This is a genomic window from Halanaerobium saccharolyticum, assembly GCF_004362045.1.
Taxonomy (GTDB): domain Bacteria; phylum Bacillota; class Halanaerobiia; order Halanaerobiales; family Halanaerobiaceae; genus Halanaerobium; species Halanaerobium saccharolyticum_C.
In genome coordinates, this window is sequence record NZ_SNWX01000058.1 from 1 (window position 1) to 4471 (window position 4471).

3 protein-coding genes are annotated in these 4471 nt (G+C 34.0%); all 3 read left to right on the forward strand.

Annotation, left to right across the window (positions count from 1 at the left end; translation table 11 throughout):
* Nucleotides 1-192: 192 nt before the first annotated feature.
* Nucleotides 193-834, forward strand: a complete 642-nt coding sequence (gene nth, locus DFR79_RS15845; RefSeq protein WP_133516429.1) for an endonuclease III — start codon at nt 193-195, stop codon at nt 832-834.
* A gap of 122 nt (nt 835-956) precedes the next feature.
* On the forward strand, nt 957-2267 hold the full coding sequence (locus tag DFR79_RS15850; RefSeq protein ID WP_133516430.1) for a PhoH family protein: 1311 nt from the start codon (nt 957-959) through the stop codon (nt 2265-2267).
* An 18-nt stretch (nt 2268-2285) separates the two neighbouring features.
* Nucleotides 2286-4388, forward strand: coding sequence for a SpoIID/LytB domain-containing protein (locus tag DFR79_RS15855; protein WP_133516431.1), 2103 nt, complete (start codon nt 2286-2288; stop codon nt 4386-4388).
* The last annotated feature ends 83 nt before the right edge of the window (nt 4389-4471 follow it).

Below are 4471 nucleotides of genomic sequence, written 5' to 3' on the forward strand. Positions count from 1 at the left end.
CGTCAATAAATATATTCAACCACTCAAAGAAGGATTCCTCTTTTTTATTTTAAAAAATCGCTAAATTTAATTTACACAACTTATTATACAATACTTATGAACAATCAGTAATATTTCTTGATTTTGCTTTATTTTTAATTAAATATCAAGTAAAATAGTATACAAGATACAAGTTTTTTAGGAGGTAGTAAAGTGGCTGAACAAATAAATAAAAGAGAAAAAGTTGAAAAATTAATAGAACTATTTTCAGAACATTATCCTCAGCCAGCAACGGCTTTAAAATTTAAAACACCGTTTGAACTTTTAATAGCAACAATTTTATCAGCTCAAACTACGGATGTTCAGGTTAATAAAGTGACCAGCAAACTTTTTGAAGAATATAACACCCCGGAGTCTATGTTAAAGCTCAGTCAGAAGGAACTGGAAGAAAAAATAAATAGTATTGGACTTTTTAGAAACAAAGCGAAATATATTTTAAAAACCTGTAAGTTATTACTTGATGAATTTGAGGGAGAAGTCCCTGAAACTAGGAAGGAACTTTTAAAGCTAAGTGGTGTTGGTAGAAAAACAGCTAATGTTGTGCTTGCAAATGCTTTTTTTAAAGCTGCTTTTCCTGTTGATACCCATGTTTTTAGAGTTTCTAAACGTCTGGGTTTAACCAGCGGTAAGAATGTTAATCAGACCGAAAAAGAGTTAACTGAGTTGGTTCCCAGGGAATACTGGATTGATTTTCATCACTGGTTAATTGATCACGGGAGAGCACTCTGTAAGGCTCAGAATCCGGATTGTGAAAACTGCTTTGCTTCAGAGATATGTTCATATTATAATGAATAGATGAAAATAATAATAGAACAAGATAATAAAAATGATAGATTAACCTGTTCTAACTAATTTCGGAATTAAGTTTAAATTTAAAATAAAGTAATAAAATATATGATCTGAAGGAGGAAGCATAAATGAAAAAAATATTTGTTTTAGATACTAATGTACTTTTAAATGACCCCCGTGCTATTTATAGTTTTGAGGATAATGATGTTGTTATTCCCCTTGCTGTTTTAGAAGAAATTGACAGTTTAAAAACAAAAAGTTCTGATTTAGGTTTTAATGCCCGGGAAAGTTCTAGAATTTTGGAAGAGTTGAGAAACAAAGGTAATTTACATGATGGAGTAGAATTAGATTCCGGGGGAATTGTTAAAATTGTAATTAATGGTGGACTGGAACTTCCGGAAGGATTAAGTTCCAGTAAAATGGATAATAGAATTATTTCGACAGCGATTCATCTACAGGAAGAAAACACTGATAAAAAAGTAGTGATGATTTCGGATGATATTAATCTACGCTTAATCTGTGATGCTTATAATTTGCAGGCAGAGGAGCATGATTCGAGCCGCTTAAAAGAAGAAGAGATTTATTCTGGTTTTAAAGAAATAAATTGCAGTGCTTCCCTGATTGATAAATTTTTTGAGGAAGAAAAACTGTCCCTATCAGACCTTGATCAGTTTGATGATTCTTTATATCCGAATGAATTTGTACAGCTAACAGCAGATGATAGAAATAAAAATACTGCTTTAGCCAGATTTGATGGTGATAATTTAGTAACTCTTCGGTATAATCAAAGTCAACCGGCAAAAATTAGAGCCAGAAACAGAGAACAGCAGCTGGCATTAGAACTGCTGCTGGATGATGAAATAAAATTAGTTACTATGTCGGGGAAAGCAGGTACCGGAAAAACTTTACTCGCAATTGCTGCAGGGCTGGCCAAAGTTGTTGATGAACAGGCTTTTTCGAAGCTATTAGTTGCCAGACCAATTCAGCCTATGGGTAAAGAAATGGGATTTTTACCTGGTGATGTTGAAGAAAAGATGGGACCCTGGATGCAGCCGATTTTTGATAATTTGGACTTTATTGTTCATCGGAATAAAGATGCAAGTTATGCCTATCAAAAATTGCAGGAAAAAGATTTAATTCAGATTGAGCCTTTAACTTATATTAGAGGTAGATCAGTCCCAGATCAATTTATAATCATTGATGAGGCTCAAAATCTCTCTTTACATGAAGTTAAAACTATTGTAACTAGAGCTGGAGAAGGTTCTAAATTGGTTTTTACCGGTGACCCGTTTCAGATTGATAATCCATATTTGAATTTTCATAAAAATGGTTTAAATTATCTGGCTCATAAATTTCATGATCAAAAAATTGGAGGACATGTTATGTTAAAAGAAGGAGAAAGATCAGAATTAGCCGAAATTGCAAGTGACCTTCTTTAAAATTAGGAGTTGTATTTAATGAAAAAAGTTTTTAGGTTATTTATTATCTCTGCTCTTTTACTGGGTATATTTATTCCTGTATTTGATCATTTTTATCAGCAAAAAGAGTCAGTGGGTATAACAATGGCTCAGGAAAGCAGAGATAGAAATATAAATGAATTATTTAAGTTAGCAAAAGAAGCGTTTTATGATGGTAATTATCAGTCTGCAGAAAATTATTATCAGCAAATAATTGAAGTTTCTCCTTTCAATTTGAAGAGCAGGAGGAATCTGGCTGTAATTTATAATGATCAGAACAGGCTGAGAGCTGAAAATCAGATCCTTCTGCAGACAGCTATTTTAAGTAATCACAGTCAGGATTATTTAAATCTGGCCGTAAGTTTTTATGAATTAGATAATAATTTAGCTTCTAATTATATTTTAGAAAATAAAATTGATAATGGTAAGGATAGGCAAAATTTTCTCTATAAAAAATATTATTATTTAATCAAGAATAATTTAGATTTGAATAATTACGAAAAAGTTGAAGAATATTTAATGAAAATTACTAATCTCAAGCTCCACCAGTCGGAAGTATATCTGCTCAGTGCAGAATTAAATAAAAAAAGAGGTAATTTTAAGCAGGCATTTAATAATTATGAAGCAGCTTATCAGGCCAATAGAAGTCAAAGTTATTTATTTAAAGATATGGCTGAGATGCTCGAAAAGTCAGGTGAAGAAATTGCAGCTTATAATCACTGGCAGAGGACGCTTTCTTATGGCTGGTTTAGAGACCTGGCCTACCAGAAGATAAATTTTTATCAGGATAAGTACCCTCAATTAAGACCGGATCCGGATGAGGGAGAAGATCCGGAAGAGATTAATCCTTTTGACCTGGAGCCCTCCTGGCAGGAGGTAGAAGAGCTGAGTTCTCAGGTAGAAATCCAGCGGCTGAGAATTGGTCTCCAGGAAAATAATGAGCACCTGCTGTTTCAATATTCAGATCCTTTTTCTGTGATTTATAAGGGAAAAATCATTTACAGAGGTCAGGCTCAAGAAAATCATCTACTTCAAATTGAGTCCGGTTCTTTATTTATAAGTACAGAAGAAGAAAAGATAAAACTTGGCGATTCTGATTTAGAATATCAAATCTACAGCAGTCAGAAGAATTCTTCTTTCTATGTTTATAATATTAATTATGGCCAGGGTTATTTCTGGCAGGGAAGTGGTAACAGGCAGTACAGGGGCAATATGATTATTAAAGGAGAGGGCAAGGAATTTACTTTAATTAATCAGGTGGAATTAACCCCTTATTTGATTTCTGTTGTGCCTTCCGAAATTTATGCCAGCTGGCCGATGGAAGCTTTAAAAGCACAGGCAATTGCAGCCAGAAGCTATACTCTGAGTAATTTAGGTCGCCACAGCAGTGATGGTTATGATCTCTGTTCTACTGTCCACTGTGCTGCTTATAATGGTATTCAGAGTGAACATCAGCGCACTACAGAAGCTGTATTGTCTACTCAGGGTGAAAGTGCTGTTTTTGAAGGTGAAATTATTGAAGCGGTATTCAGCAGCAATAGTGGAGGTTTTACTGAACGCAGTGATCAGATATGGTCTGCAGATCTGCCATACTTACGGGGATCAAATCAGATGAAAAATAATAATTATAATTTTCCTTTGACTCCAGTTGAATTAAAGCAGTGGCTTGTTACTTCTCCGGAATCTTATTCTAAAGATTTTGGCAGTAGTAATTATCGCTGGCAGTTACGAGTTCCAGCAGAGATAATTGAATACCGAAGTGGGCTCAATAAAATCACTAAAATTAAGGTCAATCAGCGAGCCCGGGGAGGTACTATTACTTCACTTACTGTCTATAGTGGTCAGGAGCAAGAAAGCTATAGTGTTTCTCAAATCAGGAGAGTATTGGGGGGCTTAAAAAGCAGTCGTTTTTATTTTGATACCCACTTTGGCCAGAATGGATATTTAAAAGAAATATATATTTATGGCTCAGGCTGGGGCCATAATCTCGGTCTTGATCAATCTGCTTCAGCAGGTATGGGTGCTGCTGGCTGGGATTATAAAGAAATTATTAAACATTTTTATCCCGGGGTAGAAATTAAAAAAATTAATAGTATTGTATAATAAGTTGTGTAAATTAAATTTAGCGATTTTTTAAAATAAAAAAGAGGAATCCTTCTTTGAGTGGTTGAATATATTTATTGACG

Bases quoted from the DNA above. Each gene is read 5' to 3' on its own strand.
- DFR79_RS15850 (WP_133516430.1), top strand. From the start codon at position 957: ATGAAAAAAATATTTGTTTTAGATACTAATGTACTTTTAAATGACCCC.
- DFR79_RS15855 (WP_133516431.1), top strand. From the start codon at position 2,286: ATGAAAAAAGTTTTTAGGTTATTTATTATCTCTGCTCTTTTACTGGGT.